Raw genomic sequence first — 22,394 nt, 5'->3', positions numbered from 1 at the left:
GATCACCTTTCGGACTATGCGGAGGGTGTGGGATTCGAACCCACGGGACATTGCTGCCCACCGGTTTTCAAGACCGGATCCTTCGGCCGCTCGGACAACCCTCCCGACCGCACCGAGTGGCACCGGTCGAACAGGCCGAGTCTAGCCGACCCCAGAACCCGTCCATTGTGGCGGGATCGCCTGGATGAGCCCTGAATGAGCCGGTCAGAGGCCCTTCAGCACCGTCGTGACACCGCCCTCGGTGACGGATGCCGTGAGTTCAGACGCCTCCGACAGCACCTCGTCGGGACCCTGGCCCATGGCGATCGCGCGACCGCCGTGGGCGCGTGCCCACCGGAACATGCCGATGTCGTTGCGCCCGTCCCCGATGACGACGACGTTCTGCGGCTCGACGCCGAGCCAGCTGCGGACGAGTTCCAGCCCGGTCGCCTTGTCGACGCCCTGCGGGGCGATGTCGAGCCACGCCGACCACCCGACGGCGTAGGACACCTTGTTCAGACCGATGCGCGATACGAGGTCGACGAAGTCCTCGTCGGTGTTCTGCTCGGAGACCACGACGACGCGTGAGACGGGGTTCGCCGACAGCTCCTCGAAGTCGACCCGATCGGCCTTGGCGAGGCTCCAGTCGTCCATGTGGTGCGTGAAGAGGCGGCGGCCGCTCGGGAGCTCGACCATGTAGCGCGCCGTCGGAAGGTGGTCGCGCAGGAGGGTGAGGACCTCGGTCGCGTCGAACTGCTCGGTGTGGAACCGCTCGTACATCGGCGACTCCACCGGTCCTGTGCGCTTGAGGATCACCGCTCCGTTCGAGCAGACGACGTACTCGGGCGTGATCGCGAGGTGCTCGACGATGCGCCCGGTGCTCTCCCATGAGCGCCCGGTGGCGAGCATGACCTCGTGGCCGGCGCGCTGGGCGTCGGCGATCGCCTCGACCACGCCGGGGCTGTAGGTCTCGTCCTCGAGCAGGATCGTCCCGTCGACGTCGAGCGCGATGAGCAGGCGCTCGCGCGGGGGCTCGGCGGCATCCGTCGCGATCTCTTCGACGACCTCGGCCGCCTCGTCCGCGGAGAGACTCACGCGATCGGCTCCGCCACCTCGAGGCCGCCCAGGTAGGGGCGCAGGACCTCGGGGATGACGACCGAGCCGTCTTCTCGCTGGTGGGTCTCGAGCAGGGCGACGATCCACCGGGTCGTCGCGAGGGTGCCGTTCAGGGTCGCCACCGGAGCCGTGCGACCGCCCTCGGGACGGTGGCGGATGTCGAGACGACGCGCCTGGTACGTGGTGCAGTTCGACGTCGAGGTGAGCTCGCGGTAGGCGCCCTGCGTCGGCACCCACGCCTCGACGTCGTACTTGCGCGCGGCGGACGAGCCGAGGTCGCCGGCGGCAACGTCGATCACGCGGTACGCGAGCCCGAGATCCTGCAGCATCCGCTCCTGCATCTCGACGAGGCGCAGGTGCTCCGCCTCGGCGTCCTCGGGCGTCGTGTAGACGAACATCTCGAGCTTGTTGAACTGGTGCAGCCGGATGATGCCGCGGGTGTCCTTGCCGTAGGACCCCGCCTCGCGGCGATAGCAGGTCGACCAGCCGGCATAGCGCTTCGCGCCGCCGTCCAGGTCGAGGATCTCGTCCATGTGGTAACCGGCGAGGGGCACCTCGCTCGTGCCGACCAGATACAGGTCGTCGTCGTCGAGGTGGTAGACCTCGTCGGCGTGCTGGCCGAGGAATCCGGTGCCGCGCATGACCTCTGCGCGCACGAGGGTCGGCGGGATCATCGGGATGAAGCCGGCCTCGAGTGCGCGCTGCATGCCGAGGTTCATGAGGGCCAGCTCGAGCCGAGCGCCGATGCCGGTGAGGAAGGTGAAGCGCGCGCCCGAGACCTTCGCGCCACGCTCGGTGTCGATCGCACCGAGCATCTCGCCGAGGGCGAGGTGATCGCGCGGCTCGAAGTCGAAGGCGGCGGGCTCCCCGTGCGTGCGCAGCGTGATGAAGTCGTCCTCGCCGCCGGCGGGGACGCCGTCGATGACGATGTTCTCGATGCGCGCGAGGGCTGCCGACGCGGCATCCTCCGCGATGGTCACGGCCTGCTGCGCGGCCTTCACCCGCTCACTGAGATCCTTCGCCTCAGCGACCAGCGCGGCCTTCTCGTCCTTCGGCGCCTTGGCGACGCGCTTGCCGTGCGCGTTCTGCTCGGCGCGGAGCTCCTCGAACGTCGTGATGGCGGTACGACGTTCGCGATCGGCCGCGAGGGCCTCGTCTACCGTGTCAGGCGACTCGCCGCGGGCCTCCTGCGAGCGCTTCACGAGGGCGGGGTCGTCACGAAGGAGGGCGAGATCGATCACCTCTCGAGTCTAGTCGCGGCCTCCCGGCCCCCGCCCTGGTGCGGATGCGCCGAGAGCGCAAGGGGGCGTGGCAGGCCGGATGCCGAGCCCTATCCTGTACGCATGGCGACCGACCCCGGCACGACGCACCGCTCCGACGACGCGCAGGACCCGGCCACCGCAGCCGAACCCGACGGGGTGATCCGCGAGCCCGAGGACATCGCACCCGACACGCAGGACGGCGGGACCGGCGAGGCGCGCCGCGTCGACCGCAGCGGGTCTACCGAGCCGATGCCCGACGAGGACGGCCGTCCGAGCCCCAAGGCGGCTCTCGTCTACAACCCGGTCAAGGTGGACGGCGACGAGCTGCGCGAGCAGGTGGCTCAGGCGGCCAAGGATGCCGGCTGGTCCGAACCCCTCTTCTACGAGACGACGGTCGACGACCTCGGCGACGACGTCGCGCGTCAGGCGCTCGCGGAGGGCGTCGACGCGGTGCTCGTGGCGGGCGGCGACGGCACCGTCCGCGCCGTCAGCGAGGCGATGACCGGTTCGAGCGTTCCTCTCACGATCGTCCCGAGCGGCACCGGGAACCTCCTCGCCCGCAACCTGCGGCTCCCCCTCACCGACCCCGCGGCGATGATCGCCGCGACCTTCGACGGTGACACCCTCGCGATCGACGTGGGCCTCGCGCAGCTGCGCCGGCCCGATGGCGAGACCGCCGAGCACGCCTTCGTCGTCATGGGCGGCATGGGTCTCGACGCCGCGATGATCGCCAACACGAACAGCGACCTCAAGAAGAAGGTCGGCTGGGTCGCCTACGTCGACGGCGCCGCCCGCTCGATCGCGCAGGCGAAGCCGTTCCCCGTCGTGTATCAGGTGCCCGGGCACCGCATCCACCGCGCCGACGTGCAGAGCGTCCTGTTCGCCAACTGCGGGTCGCTGCAGGCGGGACTCGAGCTCATCCCGGAGGCATCCATCACCGACGGCGAACTCGACGTCGCCATCCTGCAGCCGCGCTCCGCCTTCGGCTGGCTGCTGGTCTGGCGACGCCTCGCCTGGGACAACAGTGTGCTGCGCAAGTTCCGCGCCGGCCGAAAGATCCTCTCGGTGCGGACGGCAGACAACTCGGTCCGCTATTCGCGCGGCGAGGGCATCGATCTGGCTGCAGAGGAGGCGCATCCCGTCCAGCTCGACGGCGACGAGTTCGGCGAAGCGACCCGCATCGCCGTGCGCGTCGTCGCCGGAGGCCTGACCCTCGCGATCCCCCGCGGGCATTCGGTCGACGCCGTCTGACCCGACCCGCAGAGCGATCCGACGGCGGATTGCAAGGGGCGGATTCGCGACGCCCCGACGGTCAGGATGAGGGGATGCCGTCCCCTTCGATCGTCTGGTTCCGCGACGACCTCCGCCTCGCCGACCATCCGGCGCTCCGCGCCGCCCTGGATCGCGACGAGCCGATCATCGGGCTGTACGTGCTCGACGAGGAGAGCGACGGCATCCGTCCTCTCGGCGGCGCCGCCCGATGGTGGCTGCACCATTCCCTCGCGTCCCTCGCTGAGCGGCTCGCCGACCGCGGTTCGCGCTTGATCCTCCGTCGCGGACCCGCCCACCGAGTGGTGCAGGACGTCGTCGACGACACCGGGGCGGGTGCGGTGTTCTGGAACCGAAGGTACGGCGGGCCCGAGCGGGAGATCGATGCGGCGCTCAAGTCCGACCTGCGCGAGGGCGACGTCGAGGTCGCGTCGTTCGCGGCATCCCTCCTCTTCGAACCGTGGACCATCACGACCGGAGCGGGGAAGCACTTCTCGGTGTACAGCCCGTTCTGGCGAGCCTGCCGCGCCCAACCGGCGCCGCGTGCTCCGCTGCCCGAACCTCGCGAGGTCCCCGGCCCGTCGCGCTACCCGGCCTCGGACGATCTCGACGACTGGGGGCTGCTGCCCACCGAGCCCGACTGGGCGCAGGGCCTGCGCGACACGTGGGAGCCCGGCGAACCCGCGGCGCAGCGGCGGCTGAAGCAGTTCCTCGAGGAGGACCTCGGGCACTACGACGACGCCCGCGACCGGCCGTCGGCCGGCGCGACGTCGCTGCTGTCACCGCGGCTGCGCTGGGGCGAGCTGAGCCCGTACACGGTGTGGCACGCCGCAGTCGAGACCCCCGGTGCCTCGGGCTTCCTGTCCGAGATCGGCTGGCGCGAATTCGCCTGGCACACGCTGTACCACTTCCCCGATCTGGCGACGAAGAACCTCCGCCCGGAGTTCGATGCGTTCCCGTGGCCGCGCCTCAAACCGACCGCCCTGCGTGCCTGGCAGAAGGGGCGGACCGGCTACGCGATGGTGGATGCCGGGATGCGGGAACTCTGGGAGACCGGGTACATGCACAACCGCGTGCGGATGATCACGGCATCCTTCCTCATCAAGAACCTCCTCATCGACTGGCGCCGCGGCGAGGAATGGTTCTGGGACTGCCTCGTCGACGCCGACGGAGCGAGCAACACCTTCAACTGGCAGTGGGTGGCCGGCTCCGGCGCGGACGCGGCGCCGTACTTCCGGGTCTTCAACCCCGAGCTGCAGGCCGAGAAGTTCGACAAGCGCCGCGAGTACATCCGGCAATGGGCGCCCGAGTACACGGATGCCGACGGCCAGCCCCCCATGCCGATGGTCGATCTGAAGGCGACGCGGCAGAACGCCCTCGCCGCCTACGAGAAGGTCAAGCAGGCCTCGCGTCAGGACTGACCCCGCACACACGACCGCGCCGCGGACCGGAGCCCGAAGGCCCGACCCGCGGCGCGGATGCGTTTTGTCAGCGAGTGATCACTCGGCGACGGGGATGGACTGCGCCTTGAGGGCGTCGACCGTCTTGGTCTGCGCGGACTCCAGTGCCTCGAGCAGCGTTCCCTGACCGCTGGCGGCCTTCTGGAAGCCGTCGGAGACGTCGGCGTAGGTCTGCGTCATGGTCGGGCCCCAGACGAAGTCGGGGTTGACCTCGGCGGCTGCCTGGGCGAAGACGTCGTAGATCTTCTGACCGCCGTAGAACTCGACACCCTCCTGCAGCGAGGGGAGCTTCAGTCCTTCGGTGGTGGCGGGGTAGATGTTCGCCGACTTGTTGAGAGCAGTGAGAGCCTCTTCGGACGTGTTCAGCCACAGCGCGAACTTCGCAGCCTCATACGGGTGCTTCGTGCCCTTGAAGACGGCGACGGACGAACCGCCCCAGTTACCGGAGGCCTTCTCGCCTGCGGCCCACTGCGGGGAGGGCGCGACCGACCACTTGCCGGCGGTGTCGGGAGCACCGGACGAGATGGAGTTGGCGCCCCACACGGCCGAGTTCCAGCTCCAGACCTTGCCGGAGTTGTAGGCGTTGTTCCACTCCTCGGTCCAGGCCGGGTAGGTGGAGACGAGGTCCTCGTCGATCAGGTCCTGCCAGTAGTCGGCGACCTTCTTGGACTCGTCGCCCGTCAGGTTGACCTTCCACTCCTTGCCGTCGTTGGCGAACCAGTCGCCGCCGGTCTGCCAGACGAGGCCGGCGAACTGGTTGATGTCGGCGGTGGAGAAGTTGGTGATGTAGCCACCGGCCTTGCGGACCTCCTTGGCGGCTTCCTTGTACTCGTCCCACGTGGTGGGAACGGCGATGTTGTTCTCCTTGAACAGGTCCGAGCGGTAGAACAGGGCCATGGGGCCCGAGTCCTGCGGGATGCCGTACACGCCGTCGGAGCCGAGGGTGACCTGGTTCCAGGTCCACGGGATGAACTCGTCCTTCGCGGCGACGACGTCCTTGCATGCGGACAGGTCCTCGAGGCCGTCCTGCACGCGGAAGCTCGACAGGGCGTCGTACTCGATCTGGCCGAGGTCGGGGGCGTTGCCGGCCTCGAGCTGGCTGAAGAAGCTCGCGTAGGTGCCGGAGTTGCCGTTGGGGCCGGTCTGGACCTTCACCTGGATGTCGGGGTTCTCCTCGTTCCACATCTTCGCGGCGTCCTCGATGCCCGGGATCCACGACGTGAAGTCGAGGGTCACCTTGCCGTCAGAGGGGGCGCACGCGGCGGGGTCTGCTGCCCCGTCGCCGCTGCCGCCGCCGTTGCCGCCGGCGCAGCCGGCGAGGGTGAACGCAGTGAGCAGTGCGACGCCGGCGACGACTGCCTTCTTGGTGTGCTGCATGGGTTTTCCAATCTGATCGTTGATCGGGTGACAGGTAGTGGTACTGCAGGGATGCCGAGGGGTCCGCCCGCGGCAGGAGCTCACTTCACGGAACCGGTGCCGAGTCCGTTGCGCCAGAAGCGCTGAAGCAAGAGGAAGGCGATGATGAGGGGCACGATCGACAGGAACGCGCCGACGAGGACGTAGGTGCGCAGCTCGGGGATCTGGTTGAGCTGGGTGTTCCACGTGTAGAGGCCGTAGGTGACCGGGAACAGATCCTGGCTGCGGAGCATGATCAGCGGCAGGAAGAAGTTGTTCCAGATGGACACGAACTGGAAGAGGAAGACCGTGACCAGCGCCGGGGCCATGAGCCGCGACGAGACCGTGAAGAAGGTGCGGACCTCGCCCGACCCGTCGAGGCGCGCAGCCTCGATGAGCTCGTCCGGCACCGACGACGCCGCGTAGATGCGGGCGAGGTAGACGCCGAAGGGGCTCACGATGCTCGGCAGGAGGACGGACCAGAACGTGTTGGTCAGGTTCACCTGGCTGAACAGCAGGAACAGCGGCAGGGCCAGCGCGGTCGCGGGGACGAGCACGCCGCCGAGGACGATGTTGAAGAACGCCTCGCGGCCGCGGAACCGGTACTTGCCGAGGGCGTAGCCCGCCATACCGGCGAACACGGTCGCCAGGAGAGCTCCGAGGCCCGCGTAGCCCAGGCTGTTGAGCAGCCAGCGGAAGTAGATGCCGTGGTTGTACGAGATCAGATCGCCGATGTTGGCGAAGAGGTTCCAGTCGGCGAACCACAGCGGGTTGGTCGTCAGCAACTGTCCGCGGTCCTTCGAGGACGCGACGAACAGCCACCAGATGGGAACGAGGAAGTAGAGCGTGAAGACGCCCATGATGAGGAAGGCAGCGGTGCGCGACATGATCGACTCGCGCGGTCCGCGCGTCGTCGGCAGATCGGTCGCGGTGGCGCCGCGGGTACGGGTGAGGAGGCTCATTGCTCGGCCTTCCGCTGGGTGAGCTTCAAGAACGCGAACGACAGGACGCACGTGGCCAGGGCCAGCACGACCGAGAAGGCCGCCGCGAGGTAGGGGTTCGGCACCGAGCTGGTCGCGTAGATCGTCATGTTCGGCGTGAACGTGGAGGAGACGGCCGTGCTGAACGAGCGGAAGACCTGCGGTTCGGCCAGCAGCTGCAGCGTTCCGATGATCGAGAACACCGCGGTGAGAATGATGGCCGGAGCCACCATGGGGATCTTGATCGACCACGCGATGCGGATCTGACCGGCACCGTCCAGCCGCGCGGCCTCGTACACCTCTGCGGGGATCGCGAGGAGCGCCGAGTAGATGATGAGCATGTTGTAGCCCACGAAGACCCAGGTCACGACGTTCGCGATCGACCAGAGGACCATCTCGGGCGAGAGGAAGTCGACCGCGTTCGTCAGGCCGGTGAACGGCGACAGGTTCGGCGAGTAGAGGAAGCCCCACATGATCGCGGCGATCACGCCGGGAACGGCGTAGGGAGCGAAGAAGGCCAGCCGGAAGAACCGCTTGCCCTTCAGGACCGGCGAGTCCAGCAGCAGCGCGAACAGGAGCGCGAGGCCGAGCATGATCGGCACCTGCACGACGCCGAACAGCAGGACGCGGCCGACCGACTCCCAGAACGGCGCGTTCTGGAAGACCTGGATGTACTGCGTCAGCCCGCCGAAGACCTCGGTCGGCTCGCCGTACAGCCCGTCGCGCTGGACCACCAGCAGCGATTGCCAGATGGCGTAGCCGATGGGCACCAGGTAGAAGAGCAGGAAGAGGATGCCGAACGGTCCGGTGAAGACCGCGATCGCCCCCTTGTGCGGGGTCTTGGCCCGCGGGATTCGCTTCGCGCGCGGCGGCTTGGCCGACGAACGCGTCACGAGGACTTCCGTGGCGGTCATGCTGCCGCCTCCTCTCTGATGATGCGCACCGCGCCGGCGGGCACGGTGGCGCGACCGGCGACGGGTGCGCCGGTCACGAGGTCCACGCCGTCGGACTCGACGTGGACCTCGGTCTCGCCGTGGTTGATCACGAAGAGATAGGACGAGAGCTCGCCGCGTCGGCGGACGATCTCGAGATCGCGCGAGCGGGGCTCGACGACGGCAGCGGGAGCCGCTCCCGCCGCGTCGGCGACACGCGCGACGAGGTCACGGTAGTCGGCTTCGCTGGGAAGAGTCGCGAGGTACCACGCGGCACCCTGCCCCCACTCGTTGCGGGTGAGGGCGGGCATTCCCGCGGCGGGACCGTCTGTGAAGGATGCCGCCACCTCGGCCGTGACCGTGCGCGACCGCTCGGACCACAGCCGCGCGGTCGACCCGTCGCTCAGGGTCAGCGAGACCTCGGGGGCGACTGGGGCGAACTCCTCGATGTGGAGTCCGAGCGCCTCGCGGAGCGGGCCGGCGTAGCCGCCGGTGTACACCCGGTCGTTCTCGTCGACGATGGCGCTCGAGAAGGTGACGAGCGCGGTGCCGCCGGCGGCGATCCACCCGGTCAGGACCGCGGCGTCGGCTTCGCTCATGAGGTGAAGGCCCGGGACGACGACCATGCGGTAGTCCGAGAGGTCGGCGCCGGGCGCCACGACGTCGACGGTGAGGCCGTTCGCGTGAAGGGCGCGGTACGCGGCGTGCACCTGGTCGAGGTAGCCGAGCGCCTGGCTCGGCCGGGTCTCGCTCTGGGTGGCCCACCAGGACTCCCACGAGAAGAGGACGGCGACGTCGGACACGACGCGGGATCCTGCGACCTCGCCGAGCCGGTCGACGATTCCGCCCAGCTCGACGACCTCGCGCCAGACGGCCGAGTCGGTGCCGGCGTGGGGAAGCATCGCGGAGTGGAACTTCTCGCTCCCCTGCACCGACGCGCGCCACTGGAAGAAGCACACGCCGTCCGCGCCGCGCGCGACGTGCGTGAGGGAGTTGCGGATCATCTCGCCGGCGGCCTTGGGCTTGTTGAGCGGCTGCCAGTTGACGGCACCGGTCGAGTGCTCCATGAGGATCCACGGGGACCCCTGCGCGAGCCCGCGTGAGAGGTCCGCGGCGAACGCGAGCTCGGACCGCGGGTCGCCGAGGCGGTGATCGAGGTAGTGGTCGTTCGCGATGACGTCCATGTCGCCCGCCCACGACCAGTAGTCGAGGTTCTCGATGTGGGCGGTGACCATGAAGTTCGTGGTGATCGCGACATCGCTGTGAGCGCGAATCGCTGTCGCCTCGGCGCGGTAGTGCGCGAGGAGGGCGTCGCTGCTGAAGCGGTGGTAGTCGAGCATCTGCCCCGGGTTACGGCTGGACAGTGTCGCCTTCGGGGTGAGGATCTCGTCCCACTCGTAGTAGGTCTGGCTCCAGAACGCGGTGCCCCACGCCCGGTTGACGGCGTCGACGGTGCCGTAGCGCGACTGCAGCCAGGTGCGGAAGGCCGCGGCGCTCTCGTCGCAATGGCAGAGCGCGTTGTGGCAGCCGAGCTCGTTCGAGACGTGCCACAGGGCGATGGCGGGGTGCGTGCCGTAGCGGGCGGCGACGGCGTCCACGAGCGCGAGGGCGGCTTCGCGGTAGACGGGAGAGCTCGGGCACCAGGCCTGGCGCCCGCCCGGGTAACGGCGCGTGCCGTCCTCGACGACGGGGAGGATCTCGGGGTGGGCGGTCGTGAGCCACGCAGGGGTGGAGGCGGTGCCGGTGCCGAGGTTCACCCGGATGCCGGCGGCGTGCAGCCGTCCGATGATGTCGTCCAGGCGGGCGAAGTCGTATTCGCCGGCGCGGGGCTCGATGTGCGCCCAGCCGAAGATGTTGATCGCGACCAGGTCGACTCCGGCTTCACCCATGAGGGCGATGTCCTCATCCCAGACGTCGGGCGTCCACTGTTCGGGGTTGTAATCGCAACCGAACGCGATGCCATCGTGCGCGAAGGGGCGGGCGGGGACCGACATGTTCTCCTCTGAATCCTGTGAACGTGCACAGGATCAAGCGGTGTTCCTCCGCGTTGAGGCTCTGTGAACGTGTACAGAGTAGGCCGAGCGAATCTCGGATGTCAACACGGCCGGGGCAACACCCCCTCGACCCGCGGAATCACGGGAGTCGCGGCATCCATTCGCCACCGACTCGCGGATCGTTCAGCGCACGCGACGTGTGTGCGTGCACATACGATGAACGCGTGAGCAGCGACCGCACGGATGTCATCGGCCGGCGCCGTCGCGCGACCGTCAAGGATGTGGCCAACGAGGCCGGCGTCTCGCGGGGCACCGTCAGTCGCGTGCTGAACGGTCAGCCCTACGTCTCGGACGAGGCGCGCGAGGCCATCGAGGCGGCCATCGCGAAGGTGGGCTTCGTCCCGAATCGCGCCGCACGCAGCCTCGTCATGCAGAGCTCGCAGGCGATCGGTCTGATCGTCCACGAGCCCCACTCGCTCTTCGTCGAGGACCCGAACATCGGCTCCATCCTCCTCGGCGCGAACGCCGCCCTGTCCGAAGCGGACTACCAGCTGTCGTTCATGATCGCCGACACCACCCGCGACATCGAGCGCCTGGCCCGTTACCTGAGCGGTGGCCTGATCGACGGCGTCATCATCGTGTCGGCGCGCGTGGGTGACCCCATCACCCGCGCGGTCGCCGAACTGGGCCTGCCCGCCGCGTTCGTCGGGCACCCCCGCGACATCGGCGATGCCGCCTACGTCGCGATCGACAACCGCGGCGCTGCGCGCGAGATCACCAACCGTCTCGCCGCCACGGGACGTCGCCGGATCGGGATGATCGCCTCCGCCCTCGACCGCGACTCGGGATCGGACCGGCTCGCCGGCTTCGTCGACGCCCTCGGCAACCGCTTCGACCCGCAGCTGGTGGAGCGCGTGCCGCTGTACTCCTACTCCGACGGACAGGAGGGCATGCGCGCGCTGCTCGAACGCGCACCCGACATCGACGGCGTCTTCGCGTCCAGTGACGCGGTCGCGGCCGGCGCGTTGGACGTCCTGCAGGCGGCCGGGCGGGTCGTGCCGGACGACGTCGGCATCGTCGGGTTCGACGACAGCTCGTGGGCCCTCCGGTGCGATCCGCCCCTGTCGACCGTGCATCAGCCCGCTGGCGAACTCGGCCGAGCGGCGGCGGAATCGGTGCTTCGCCAGCTTCGCGGCGAGGATCCCGGCACGAGCGGACGCGTGCTCGAATGCCCCGTGGTCTGGCGCGCTTCCGCCTGACGAGCGGCGACTGACGCCCTATGCGTGCACATATGCGCACGCCGTTCCCTTCGCGTTGACATCACGGCCCCGGCGATGCCACTCTCTGTGTGCACGTTCACAGCGGACTCATCACCGATTCCGTGAACGTGCACAGTCACACCGGGCGTCGATGCCCGGCATCCCACAAGGAAGTAGGAGCCCGTGAATCCTCACGTCCCTCGACGGCGCCGTCTGGTCGCCGTCACCGCTGCGGCCGCGGTCGCCGCATCGCTGTGCATCGCCACCCCCGCACTGGCCGCCCCGGTCGCTCAGCCGACGTCCGCCGACACCTCGGCCGCAGCAGGCCCGAGCGTCTCGCTCGACCTCGGCGGCACCTGGAAGTTCGCGAAGGGCGACGACCCGTCCTACGCCTCACCCGACTTCGACGACTCCTCCTGGCAGGACATCACCGTGCCGGGCGACGGCACTCCGTTCGACGACTACGACGGGTTCGGCTGGTATCGCCTGACGTTCACCCTCCCGGCCGACGCCTCGGGCACGAACCTCGTCGCCTCGCTCGGCTTCCTCGACGACGTCGACGAGGCTTTCCTCAACGGACAGCGCATCGGCGGTTCCGGCACGATGCCGCCGGCTGCCAGCAGCCAGTGGTTCGAGAAGCGGCTCTACCCCGTCCCCGCCGACGCCCCCAACTTCGGCGGCGAGAACACCCTCGCGGTGCGCCTGTACGACATGAACGGCGGCGGCGGCTGGTACGAGGGCCCCGTCGGGATCTACTCGAAGGATGCCGTCCGCGCGAACGTCTACGGCATCACCGGGCCCCGCGCCTCGGCCACTCAGTCAGCCGCCGTCGCCGACGTCCTCGAGACGCAGCGGAAGGCCCTCGCCGACGGTGACGTCGACGCCTACCTGAAGACGCTGGACAAGACGTACTTCCACGACGGCCGGTCGAAGGACCGTCGCGCCCGCGAGATCCGCGAGTGGATGAAGGAGTCGGGCACCCTGACCCTCACCGACAGCGAGGTCGAGGTCGTCACCGGCGAGAACGGCGCCCTCATCGTCGACACGAACCGGACGATCACCGGCACGCGCGACGGCAAGGCATACACCTTCCAGCCCGCATCGCAGCAGTTCCTGCACATCGACGGCACGTCGCTGCGCGAGACCGGCAACGACTCGCGGTTCTTCCGCGAGACGGTCGACTCCGACCTCGAGGGCCAGCCGCGCGAGTTCGCGACCTATCTGCCCCCGTCCTACCTGACGGAACCGAACCGCGAGTACCCCGTCGTCTACCTGCTGCACGGCATCAACGGCGGCAGCCGCGAGTGGGAGCCGCGCGACATCGACGACGTCCTCGACGGCCTGTGGAAGCAGGGCCTCGCCGAGTCGATCGTCATCATGCCCGACGGCGAATCGCTCTGGTACTCCGACCAGCCCAACGGCGGCACGCCGTGGCGCAGCATGTTCCTCACCGAGATGGTGCCCCTCGTCGACAAGGAGTACCGCACCCTCGAGAGCCGCGACTTCCGCGCCCTGACGGGTGTCTCGATGGGCGGGTTCGGCGCGTGGTCGCTGGGACTGTCGAACCCCGGCATGTTCTCGTCGATCGCCTCGCACATCGGTTCGCTCAGCTACTCCGGCTCGGCTCTGCCCACGCCGCTGAAGCAGGCGGGCGACATGACGGCGAAGCAGCTGAAGAAGTTCGATCTCTACTTCGACGCGTGCGAGTTCGACGAGTACCGCTTCGACGACGCCGCTCGATCGATGGACACGATCCTCACCGGCAAGGACGTGCCGCACACCTGGGCCGTCTACCCCGAGGGCCGCCACAACGACGCCTGCTGGATGCCGCACCTGAAGGACTCATTCGGCATGCACTCGACGCACTTCCGCGAGGCGGGCCTGCGCGAGGACTTCGTGAAGCCCGAGATCAGCGTCCCGGCATCCACCGTCGTCCGCTTCGGATCGGCCTTCGACGCTCTCGCCGGTGTGACCGCGCGCGATGCGGTCGACGGCGACCTCACGGCGAACCTGTCGGTCCGCGGCACGGTGGACACCAGGAAGCTCGGCACCTACACCCTGCGGTACGTCGTGAAAGATGCTGCGGGCAACCGTGCCCGCGTCGACCGCGAGGTCACGGTGGCCCCCGCCGCTCTGACCGTCGGCACGCCTACGGTCTCGGGGACGGCGAAGGTCGGGTCCACCCTCACGGCGAAGCCCGGCACATGGACGAAGGGAACGGCGCTCGCGTACCAGTGGATGCGCGACGGCTCGCCCATCCGGGGCGCCGTCACCGCGACGCACCGACTGACCGCCTCCGACGCAGGGGCGCGCATCTCGGTGCGCGTGACCGGCACCCTCTCCGGGTACGCGACCGCGGCGAAGACCTCGGCTCCGACGGCCAAGGTCGCGAAGGGGACCCTCCGCACCGCCGCGCCGATCATCACCGGCACGGCCAAGGTCGGCAGGATCCTCACCGCCCGGCCGGGCTCGTGGACCGAGGGGACGCGGCTCAGCTACCAGTGGCTGAACAACGGCACGGCGATCCCGGGAGCGACGAAGGCGACCTACACGGTCGCACGCGGCGACCGCGGTGACCGCATCTCGGTGCGCGTGACGGGCAGCCTCGGCGGCTACGACACGGCGAGCCGGACCTCCGGAACCGCGCGGATCGCCCGCTGAATCGGCGGCGGCGCGGAATGCGCCGCCCGTGGCCGGGGTTGCAGTGTTCGTTATGAGCACCGCGACCCCGGCCCTTTCCGTTCTCGACCTCGTCCCCGTCCGCACGGGGCAGACCAGTAGCCAGGCGATCTCCGCGTCGATCGCGGTCGCGCAGCGAGCCGATGAGCTCGGCTATCGCCGGTACTGGTTCGCGGAGCACCACAACATGCCGGCCGTCGCCTCCACGACGCCGCCCGTGCTGATCGCGGCGACCGCCGCTCGGACCCACCGCATCCGCGTCGGCTCCGGCGGCGTCATGCTCCCGAACCACTCGCCGCTCGTCGTCGCGGAGCAGTTCGCGGCGCTCGAAGCCCTCGCGCCGGGACGCATCGACCTCGGCATCGGGCGCGCGCCGGGCTCGGACCCGGTCATCACCCAGCTGCTCCGGCAGTCGGGGACCACGAGCGACGTGGAGCGCTTCCCGAACCACGTCACCGACATCCGGTCGCTGGTCTCCTCCGAGGGCGCGACCCTGCGCTTCACGTCGGGCGGCACCTACGACGTGCACGCGACACCCGCCTCGACCAGCGCCCCCGAGGTGTGGTTGCTCGGATCGAGCGACTACTCCGCCCAACTCGCCGCGGGGATGGGCCTTCCCTACGTCTTCGCCAACCACTTCTCGGGCGATGGCCTCGAGCGTGCGCTCGACCTCTACCGCGGACAGTTCCAGCCGTCGGAGACTCTCGACGCGCCCCGGACCTTCGTCACGGCCAACGCGGTCGTCGCCGACACCGAGGACCAGGCTCGCGCCGCCGCCCTGCCCCAGGCCCGCATGATGGCCCGACTGCGCGGCGGAAAGCCGCTCACGGCCCTCGAGACCGTCGAGCAGGCCGCGGCGGCCGAGGCATCCGACTCCCTCGCCGCCCCCGTCTTCGACGCGATGATGTCGCGCTGGTTCGTCGGAACCGGGCCCGAGGTCCGCGCGCGTCTCGCCGAGTTCGCGGCGCGCCACGGCGTGGACGAGGTCATGGTCTCGCCCGTCGCCGGAGCGACCGACGCCGAACCGATGGATGCCGCCCCGTCCCGCATCCGGACGCTGGAGCTCTTGGCCGCCTGAGGCGCAGCTCGCGGGCGGGCGGCAACGACCGAGGAGATCCGTCACTGAAGCGCGGTGGTAACCGGTTCCAGCCGCCCGGCGCCCCCCGATCTCCGCGATCGTTGCCGCGCGGGACCGGACTGCCGAGCGGGACCAGATCGCCGCGCGGGACCGGATTGCTCCACGACAGGGTTTCGCGCGGACCGGGTCAGGCCTCGGGCTCGCCCGAGACGAGGCCTCGGAGCCAGTCGCGGGCCTCGACGAAGACCTCGTCGGAGTATCGCTCGGGGTAGCGGACGATCGCACGGTCGGCACGCGGATAGGAGCCGAGGTAGAGCACGCGCGGCGAGAAGCGACGCAGGCCCAGGAGCGCATCGGCCATCCGCTCGTCCTCGATGTGCCCGTCGGCGTCGATGACGAACCGGTACCGGCCGAGCTCATCGCCGATCGGGCGCGAGGCCAGCAGCGACAGGTTGATCCCCCGAGTCGCGAATTGCTCGAGGAGCTCGAGCAGGGCGCCCGGGTGGTCCTCGGGGAGTTCGACGATGAGAGACGTCTTGTCGGCCCCGGTCGGTGCGGGCGGCGGCGCGGTGCGACTCACGAGCACGAATCGCGTCACGGCGTGCGCGTTGTCGCCGATCTTGTCGGCGAGCAGCTCGAGGTCGTGGAGCTTCAGGATGCCGGGCGGGGCGATCGCGGCATCCGCGTCGATCACGCCGTCGACGATGCCGACAGCGGCGGCCACGTTGCTCGCGGCGGGGATGTGCGAGTGTTCGGGGAGCGCCTGGGTCAGCCACGTGAGGCACTGCGCATAGGCGACGGGGTGGGCGGCGACCACGGAGACGTCCTCGAGGCGCACGCCGGGCTTCGCGACGAGCACGAACTCGACGGGGACGAGGTACTCCCCCACGATCCGCAGGCCCGGGACGGTCGCGAGGGCGTCCTGCGTCGTCGAGACACCGCCGTCGACCGAGTTCTCGATCGCGATCATCGCGGCATCCGACCGGCCCTCGATGACGTCGGCGAGCGCCTCGCCCACGTTGCGGACGGGGCGCCAGTTCTGGTCGCGCGCTTCGGGGACCTGCGCGAGGGCGGCCTCGGTGAAGGTGCCTGCGGGTCCGAGGAAGCTGTACGTGCGACGGGTGGGGGAAGCCGGGGGCTCGGATGTCACGCGGACAGCCTAGTGGGCACCCCCATGACGTCTGCGAGCTCGACGGCTTGCGCCGCCCGCTGCCGACGGCGGATGCCGCTGACCAGCACGCCCGCGACGAGCACCGCTCCGCCGACCACCTCTCCGACGCTCGGGCTCTCGCCGCGGAGCAGCGCGGCCGAGGCCATGGCGACGACGGGGGCGAGCAGGATCCACGGGACGACGGCCGCCGACGGATTGCGGCCGAGCAGCCCGTTGAAGACGGCGTAGGCGAACAGCGTGCACAGACCCGCGGTGTAGAGCGTGGAGACGATCGCCTGCGGGCCGATCGCGGCGAGTCCTGCGCCGATCGCGACGGGACCGTCGACCACGAAGGACAGCGCGAGCGCCGGCACCGGGACCACGAGCGACGACCAGACCGTCAGCGACAGCGTGCCCCCGCGACCGATTCCGGTGACGACGCCGGCGCGGCGCGAGACGACGTTGCCGACCGCCCACGACAGCGCCGCGGCGAGCGCGAGGCAGACGGCGAGGACGGGCGCGTCACCGCCGCGGAAGACCGCGACGATCGCGAGTCCGACGATCCCGAGACCCACCCCGACGACCTGCATCGCGGAGGGACGCTCGCGGAGCGCGATCGCCGCGATCACGATGGTGAAGACGGCCTGCGCCTGCATCAGGAGCGCGGCGAGACCGGGGCTGAGGCCCAGCGCGAGCGAGGTGTAGAGCAGGGCGAACTGGCCGAGGCTCATGAACAGTCCCACTCCGACGATCACGCGCCAGCCGGTCTGCGGGCGCGGCACCACGACGACGGCGAGCGCGACGACGGCGAACCGGATCGCGGCGAACAGCAGAGGCGGGATGCCGCTCATCCCCCAGTCGATGACGACGAAGTTCAGCCCCCACAACGAGGCGACGAGGGCGGCGAGGAGCATGTCACGGCGGGTCACGGGACCAGTCCACCCGCGGCATCCATGAAGGACAAGCAATCATTCGGCGAGGCGAATCGGTAGCATCGCTTCATGATCGATCTCGAGGCCGTCGTCTCCCTGCGTGCCGTCGCGACGGAGGGGAGCGTCGCCGCCGCCGCCACGGCCCTGGGATTCACGCCCTCGGCGGTCTCGCAGCAGATCAAGCGACTCGAGCGCGATACGGGCGTGGCCCTGCTCGAGCGAGTCGGGCGAGGAGTGGTGCTCACCGAGTCCGCGACGCGCCTCGTCGTGTCGGCCACGCCGATCCTCGCCGACCTCGAGCGGGTCCGCGCGGATCTCCACGGAGGCGGCGAGCCCGACCGTGTCGCCGGCGAGATCCGCATCGGGGCGTTCTCGACGGTCGTGCGCGGCGTCATGGTGCCCCTGCTCGCGGACCTCGGCCAGCGGCATCCGGATCTTCGGCTGCCGCTGCGCGAGAGCGAGCCCTGGGAGACGGTCGCCCTCGTCGCCTCCGGTCAGCGCGACCTGGGGATCGTGCACCGCTGGGGGAACGTCGCCCTCTCGATCCCGGACCACCTCGTCGAGGTGCCACTGTTCACGGACGTCGCCGACGTGATCCTCCACCGCGAGCACCCGCTCGCGGATTGCGCCGAGCTGCGGCCTGAGGAGATCGGCGGCGAGCCGTGGGTCGCGACCTTCGAATCGACCATCTGCCGCCAATGGCTGCGACGCCTCTTCGACGGCGTGGGCGGCGCACCTCGGATCGCGCACGAGTCCATGGAGTTCGAGAATCACCTCGAGATCGCACGGGCAGGCCTCGCCCTCGCCCTCGTGCCGCGGCTCGGCCGCCCTCCCCTCGGGCCGGACCTCGTCGCGATCCCGACCGTCTCGCCGGAGTCGATCCGCGAGGTCTCGGCGATCCACCGGCGGACGATGTCGGACTCCCCCGCGCTTCGGACGGTTCTCGACGCCCTGGCCGAGCGTGCCGAGGGCATGACGACGGATGCGGGGCGGCTCCCCGCCTGAACAACCGTCGCGGATCCGCGACACGCAGGCGCCGACGCCCGTGTTCCCTGGCAGACTGGGCGGATGAGCCGCGCAGGACAGCCAGCCGAAGCCTCTGACCTCGTCGATGTGGACGCCCTCATCGGCGCGTACTACGACCTGAAGCCCGACCCCTCCGTCGCGGCGCAGCGGGTCGCCTTCGGGACGAGCGGCCATCGCGGCTCCTCGCTCTCACGCAGCTTCAATGAGGACCACATCCTCGCCACGACCCAGGCCATCGTCGACCACCGCGCGGCGCAGGGCATCACCGGTCCGCTGTTCCTCGGCCGCGACACGCACGGACTCTCGCTGCCCGCCGAGCACACCGCGATCGAGGTCCTCGTCGCTAACGGGGTCGACGTGCGCGTCGACAGCCGCGACTCGTGGGTGCCCACCCCGGCCCTCAGCCACGCGATCCTCGCCTACAACAGGGGGCGCGACGAGACGGATGCCGGTCGCGCCGACGGCATCGTCGTCACCCCGTCGCACAACCCGCCGCGCGACGGTGGCTTCAAGTACAACCCCCCGCACGGCGGCCCGGCCGACACCGACGCCACCGGCTGGATCGCCGACCGCGCGAACGCGCTCATCGAGGCGGGCCTGGAGGGCGTGAAGCGTGTGCGCCACGCCGACATCGACGACGCGACGCTCGGCCAGTACGATTTCCGCGAGGGGTACGTCGCCGACCTCGCGTCGATCATCGACGTCGAGGCGATCGCGCGTTCGGGCGTCCGGATCGGCGCCGACCCGCTGGGCGGTGCGTCGGTCGAGTACTGGGCCCTCATCGGCGAGCGCTACGGACTCGACCTCACGGTCGTGAATCCCGAGGTCGACCCGACCTGGAGGTTCATGACCCTCGACTGGGACGAGAAGATCCGCATGGATCCCTCCTCCCCCTCGGCGATGGCCGCGCTCGTCGCCCGTCGCGACGAATTCGACATCCTGACGGGCAACGACGCCGACGCCGACCGGCACGGCATCGTGACGCCCGATGCGGGCCTCATGAACCCGAACCACTTCCTCGCCGTCGCGATCGACTACCTCTACCGCCACCGCGAGGGGTGGCCGCAGGATGCCGCGGTCGGCAAGACGCTCGTGTCGTCGATGATCATCGACCGGGTCGCCGCCTCGCTCGACCGCACCCTCCTCGAGGTGCCCGTCGGATTCAAGTGGTTCGTGCCGGGCCTGCTCGACGGATCGGTCGCCTTCGGCGGCGAGGAGTCGGCCGGCGCGTCGTTCCTCCGCAAGGACGGCACGGTCTGGACGACGGACAAGGACGGCATCCTCCTCTGCCTCCTCGCCTCCGAGATCCTCGCCGTCACCGGCAAGACCCCCTCGCAGCGCTACGCCGAGCTCGAGGCGGAGTTCGGGGCATCCGCCTATCAGCGCGTCGACGCTCCCGCCTCGCCCGAGCAGAAAGCGGCCCTGTCGAAGCTGTCGGGCGACGCCGTCTCGGCGACCGAACTCGCGGGCGACCCGGTCACCGCCAAGCTGTCGCACGCGCCGGGCAACGGCGCGGCGATCGGCGGCCTCAAGGTGCAGACCGAGTACGCCTGGTTCGCCGCGCGCCCATCGGGCACCGAGGACGTCTACAAGCTGTACGCCGAGAGCCTCAAGGGTCCCGAGCACCTCGCGCAGGTGCAGGAGCAGGCCCGCAAGGTCGTCGCCGCCGCACTGGGATCTTGAGGCTCGTAGCGCCGGGATCATGCGGCTCGCAGCGCCGGGATCCTGAGGCTCGCAACGCTGGGTTCCTGAGATCCGCGGCGGTCGGGTGACGCGCGCCCGCGCCAGTAGGCTCGGACGCATGAGTTGGCTCGTCACCGGAGGCGCCGGGTACATCGGCGCGCACATCGTCCGCGCTCTCGCCGAGGCGGGTCTCGACCCCGTCGCCCTCGACGACGTCTCGAGCGGCCACGAGTCGTTCATCCCCGAGGGCGTGCCGTTCGTCCGCGGCACGATCCTCGATCAGGATCTCGTCGCCCGCACCCTTCGCGAGCACGGCGCCGAGGGCGTCATCCACGTCGCCGGATTCAAGTACGCGGGCGTCTCGGTGCAGCGCCCCCTGCACACCTACGAGCAGAACGTCGAGGGCACGCGCGTCGTCCTCGCAGCGATGGCGGATGCCGGCGTCTTGAACATCGTGTTCTCCTCCAGCGCCGCCGTCTACGGCACCCCCGACGTGCCCCTCGTGACCGAGGACCTGCCCAAGCGCCCCGCGTCACCGTACGGCGAGTCCAAGCTCATCGGCGAGTGGCTGATCGCGGCGCAGGGCGTCGCGACCGCGGCATCCGACTCGCCCCTGCGCCACACGGCGCTGCGGTACTTCAACGTCGTCGGCTCGGGCGACCCCGCCGTCTACGACACGAGCCCGCACAACCTCTTCCCGATCGTGTTCGAGATGCTCCTCGACGGAAAGACCCCGCGCATCAACGGCGACGACTACGACACCCCCGACGGCACGAATGTCCGCGACTACGTCCACGTGTCGGACATCGCCGCCGCGCACGTCGTCGCCGCGCAGCGCCTGAGCGCCGGCGAAACGGTCGAGCCGGCCTACAACCTCGGGTCGAAGAACGGTCTGTCGGTCCGCGAGATCATGGACGCCGTCGCCCGCGTCACGGGCATCGATTTCACACCCGAGATCGCCCCGCGCCGCGCCGGCGACCCGGACCGCATCGTCGCGACCGGCGAGCTCGCTGCGCGCGACCTCGACTGGCAGATGCGGTACACCCTCGACGAGATGGTGCGCAGCGGCTGGGAGGCCCGCCGCAACGCCGGCTGACCCCGTTCCGTCCTTCCGGCCCCACCCCCTCCGCGCCGCGTGGACAGGGTGGGGTCGTTCGTGCAGGCCGGTTCGGCGTCAGCCCGACGCGCGGGCGACCAGCGTGGTCGGCACGACCGTACGCGTCACAGGAGTGCCGTCGAGCGTGGCCGCGAGCGCCGCGACGGCCGCCTCGCCGAGCGCGTCGAAATCCTGCCGGACGGTCGTGAGGGGCGGACGATAGTCGGCGGCGTCGGCCACGTCGTCGAATCCGATGACGGCGACGTCGTTGCGGTCCGCCTCGGCGAGGGCCCGCAGGACGCCGAGCGCCATCTGGTCGTTCGCAGCGAACACGGCGTCCACCGCGGGGTCGGCGGCGAGGACCTTCCCCGCCTCGTGACCGGATGCCGCTCCCCAGTCCCCCCGCAGCGGTTCGAGCCCCGGCGGCCCATCGTGCGCGGCGCGCCAGCCGCGCTCGCGTTCGGCCGCCGCGTACGACCCGGCGGGACCGGCGACGTGCGCGACACTGCGACGCCCGGCATCCCGCAGCCGGCGCGTCGCGGCCTCGGCTCCGCCCGCGTGGTCGGACTGGACCGTCGCGAAGGCTCCGCCGGGAGAATCCACCGCGACCAGGGCGAGTCCCTCGGGCGGGGTGACGCCCTGAGCGATCGCGGTCGCCTCGTTGAGGACGATCGCCCCGTCGACGCCGAGGTCGTGCAGCCGGTCGAACGCCGCGGCGATGTCGACGCGCCCGGTGAGCGCGATGAGGGTGACCGCGAGATCGCGCTGCGCGGCAGCGGATGCCACAGCCTCGAGCATCCGCGAATTGCCGACGGTCGCAAGGGTCGCCACGATCACGCCGATCGTGCCGGAGCGCCCGGTACGCAGGGCCCGGGCAGCACGGTGGGGACGGTAGCCGAGGTCCGCCATCGCTGCCTCGATGCGGGCACGCGTCTCGGGGTCGACTCGCGGACTGCCGTTGACGACCCGCGAGACGGTCTGCCCTGAGACGCCGGCGGCGGCGGCCACGTCGGCCATCGAGACGCGTCGTTGCACGGCAACCTCCCCCGCGGCGTCGGACCCAACTCCTCAGATCCGCGTGATGTTGACGATAACACGGCCCTC

General features: G+C 70.2%; 17 protein-coding genes and 1 tRNA gene. 8 read left to right on the top strand and 10 right to left on the bottom strand.

From position 1 onward, the window contains the following. Positions 1 to 19: 19 nt before the first annotated feature. From ACIQLK_RS04675 to serS, 3 genes are all read right to left on the bottom strand, one after another. Positions 20 to 104: transfer RNA gene (locus ACIQLK_RS04675), tRNA-Ser, on the bottom strand. 100 nt (positions 105 to 204) lie between these two features. Continuing rightward, on the bottom strand, positions 205 to 1,074 hold the full coding sequence (locus ACIQLK_RS04670) for an HAD-IIB family hydrolase (RefSeq protein ID WP_400363132.1): 870 nt from the start codon (positions 1,072 to 1,074) through the stop codon (positions 205 to 207). After that, positions 1,071 to 2,336: a serine--tRNA ligase gene (gene serS, locus ACIQLK_RS04665; RefSeq protein WP_400363131.1), complete on the bottom strand. Its 1,266-nt coding sequence runs from the start codon at positions 2,334 to 2,336 to the stop codon at positions 1,071 to 1,073. The genes ACIQLK_RS04670 and serS overlap by 4 nt, the downstream gene beginning before the upstream one ends. 102 nt (positions 2,337 to 2,438) lie before the next feature. Here serS and ACIQLK_RS04660 point away from each other — a divergent pair, with 102 nt between their 5' ends. Beyond that, positions 2,439 to 3,608, top strand: a complete 1,170-nt coding sequence (locus ACIQLK_RS04660; RefSeq protein ID WP_400363130.1) for a diacylglycerol/lipid kinase family protein — start codon at positions 2,439 to 2,441, stop codon at positions 3,606 to 3,608. Between the two features lie 74 nt (positions 3,609 to 3,682). After that, positions 3,683 to 5,047, top strand: a complete 1,365-nt coding sequence (locus ACIQLK_RS04655; RefSeq protein WP_400363129.1) for a cryptochrome/photolyase family protein — start codon at positions 3,683 to 3,685, stop codon at positions 5,045 to 5,047. Positions 5,048 to 5,125: 78 nt separating this feature from the next. Here ACIQLK_RS04655 and ACIQLK_RS04650 read toward each other — a convergent pair whose 3' ends face one another. From ACIQLK_RS04650 to ACIQLK_RS04635, 4 genes are all read right to left on the bottom strand, one after another. Continuing rightward, positions 5,126 to 6,463 carry an extracellular solute-binding protein gene (locus tag ACIQLK_RS04650; protein ID WP_400363128.1) on the bottom strand — a complete coding sequence of 446 codons (1,338 nt, stop codon included), beginning with the start codon at positions 6,461 to 6,463 and terminating at the stop codon, positions 5,126 to 5,128. A gap of 80 nt (positions 6,464 to 6,543) precedes the next feature. After that, a complete protein-coding gene (locus tag ACIQLK_RS04645; protein ID WP_400363127.1) occupies positions 6,544 to 7,443 on the bottom strand; it encodes a carbohydrate ABC transporter permease in 900 nt (299 codons plus the stop codon). Beyond that, positions 7,440 to 8,375: a carbohydrate ABC transporter permease gene (locus ACIQLK_RS04640; protein ID WP_400363126.1), complete on the bottom strand. Its 936-nt coding sequence runs from the start codon at positions 8,373 to 8,375 to the stop codon at positions 7,440 to 7,442. Before ACIQLK_RS04640 ends, ACIQLK_RS04645 begins: the two co-directional genes overlap by 4 nt. Next, entirely contained in the window at positions 8,372 to 10,387 is a 2,016-nt protein-coding gene (locus ACIQLK_RS04635; protein WP_400363125.1) for a beta-galactosidase, read from the bottom strand. The genes ACIQLK_RS04640 and ACIQLK_RS04635 overlap by 4 nt, the downstream gene beginning before the upstream one ends. 224 nt (positions 10,388 to 10,611) lie before the next feature. Between ACIQLK_RS04635 and ACIQLK_RS04630 the strand changes: the two genes are divergently transcribed. The 3 genes from ACIQLK_RS04630 to ACIQLK_RS04620 all read left to right on the top strand — a co-directional run bounded on the left by ACIQLK_RS04630 (position 10,612) and on the right by ACIQLK_RS04620 (position 15,403). Continuing rightward, positions 10,612 to 11,646, top strand: coding sequence for a LacI family DNA-binding transcriptional regulator (locus ACIQLK_RS04630; protein WP_400363124.1), 1,035 nt, complete (start codon positions 10,612 to 10,614; stop codon positions 11,644 to 11,646). A gap of 183 nt (positions 11,647 to 11,829) precedes the next feature. Beyond that, the gene (locus tag ACIQLK_RS04625) at positions 11,830 to 14,307 is read left to right on the top strand and encodes an alpha/beta hydrolase-fold protein (protein WP_400363123.1); all 2,478 of its coding nucleotides are present in this window, start codon (positions 11,830 to 11,832) and stop codon (positions 14,305 to 14,307) included. Between the two features lie 52 nt (positions 14,308 to 14,359). After that, the gene (locus ACIQLK_RS04620; protein WP_400363122.1) at positions 14,360 to 15,403 is read left to right on the top strand and encodes an LLM class flavin-dependent oxidoreductase; all 1,044 of its coding nucleotides are present in this window, start codon (positions 14,360 to 14,362) and stop codon (positions 15,401 to 15,403) included. Positions 15,404 to 15,590: 187 nt separating this feature from the next. On the opposite strand, the gene pheA is transcribed toward ACIQLK_RS04620, so the two are convergent. Then, complete coding sequence (gene pheA, locus ACIQLK_RS04615; RefSeq protein ID WP_400363121.1) at positions 15,591 to 16,553, bottom strand: prephenate dehydratase; 963 nt, start codon at positions 16,551 to 16,553, stop codon at positions 15,591 to 15,593. After that, positions 16,550 to 17,482 (bottom strand): EamA family transporter, encoded by a 933-nt coding sequence (locus tag ACIQLK_RS04610; protein WP_400363120.1) that lies wholly within the window; start codon positions 17,480 to 17,482, stop codon positions 16,550 to 16,552. The genes pheA and ACIQLK_RS04610 overlap by 4 nt, the downstream gene beginning before the upstream one ends. 72 nt (positions 17,483 to 17,554) lie before the next feature. Between ACIQLK_RS04610 and ACIQLK_RS04605 the strand changes: the two genes are divergently transcribed. The 3 genes from ACIQLK_RS04605 (at position 17,555) to galE (ending at position 21,290) form a co-directional block, all read left to right on the top strand. Continuing rightward, on the top strand, positions 17,555 to 18,490 hold the full coding sequence (locus ACIQLK_RS04605) for a LysR family transcriptional regulator (protein ID WP_400363119.1): 936 nt from the start codon (positions 17,555 to 17,557) through the stop codon (positions 18,488 to 18,490). 63 nt (positions 18,491 to 18,553) lie between these two features. Continuing rightward, positions 18,554 to 20,194 (top strand): phosphoglucomutase (alpha-D-glucose-1,6-bisphosphate-dependent), encoded by a 1,641-nt coding sequence (gene pgm, locus ACIQLK_RS04600; protein ID WP_400363118.1) that lies wholly within the window; start codon positions 18,554 to 18,556, stop codon positions 20,192 to 20,194. Between the two features lie 118 nt (positions 20,195 to 20,312). Then, complete coding sequence (gene galE, locus ACIQLK_RS04595; RefSeq protein WP_400363117.1) at positions 20,313 to 21,290, top strand: UDP-glucose 4-epimerase GalE; 978 nt, start codon at positions 20,313 to 20,315, stop codon at positions 21,288 to 21,290. A gap of 78 nt (positions 21,291 to 21,368) precedes the next feature. Here the strand turns inward: galE and ACIQLK_RS04590 are convergent, their stop codons facing one another. Beyond that, positions 21,369 to 22,307 carry a LacI family DNA-binding transcriptional regulator gene (locus tag ACIQLK_RS04590; RefSeq protein ID WP_400363866.1) on the bottom strand — a complete coding sequence of 313 codons (939 nt, stop codon included), beginning with the start codon at positions 22,305 to 22,307 and terminating at the stop codon, positions 21,369 to 21,371. Positions 22,308 to 22,394 lie beyond the last annotated feature (87 nt).

The sequence above is a fragment of the Microbacterium sp. NPDC091382 genome, assembly GCF_044757025.1.
GTDB lineage: Bacteria > Actinomycetota > Actinomycetes > Actinomycetales > Microbacteriaceae > Microbacterium.
The sequence above is the reverse complement of the archived record's forward strand: the minus strand, read 5'-3'. Positions and strand labels throughout refer to the sequence as shown.